Annotated in this window: 1 rRNA gene; it reads left to right on the forward strand. The window is 53.1% G+C overall.

The annotated features are described in order from the left end of the window. Window positions 1–32: 32 nt before the first annotated feature. Window positions 33–571: ribosomal RNA gene (locus tag AC3WQZ_RS35725) — 23S ribosomal RNA — on the forward strand; the annotation flags it as partial.

The raw sequence follows: 571 nt of genomic DNA on the forward strand, positions 1-571 counted from the left end.
GGTTTCGAGCAATCGAGACACACTCGTTATAGGGTCAAGCGAACAAGTGCATGTGGTGGATGCCTTGGCGATCACAGGCGATGAAGGACGCGGTAGCCTGCGAAAAGCTTCGGGGAGCTGGCAAACAAGCTTTGATCCGGAGATGTCCGAATGGGGAAACCCGGCCCGAATGGGTCATCCCACACTGAATCCATAGGTGTGGGAAGCGAACGCGGCGAACTGAAACATCTAAGTAGCTGCAGGAACAGAAATCAACCGAGATTCCCAAAGTAGTGGCGAACGAAATGGGAAGAGCCTTGTACTCTTTAGCAGTGGTGTTAGCAGAACGGGATGGAAAGCCCGGCCCTAGCAGGTGATAGCCCTGTATGCGAAAACACGATTGTGGAACTAGGTGTACGACAAGTAGGGCGGGACACGTGAAATCCTGTCTGAAGATGGGGGGACCATCCTCCAAGGCTAAATACTCGTGATCGACCGATAGTGAACCAGTACCGTGAGGGAAAGGCGAAAAGAACCCCGGGAGGGGAGTGAAATAGATCCTGAAACCGCATGCATACAAACAGTCGGAGCC

The sequence above is a fragment of the Cupriavidus sp. FW305-26 genome (assembly GCF_058787975.1).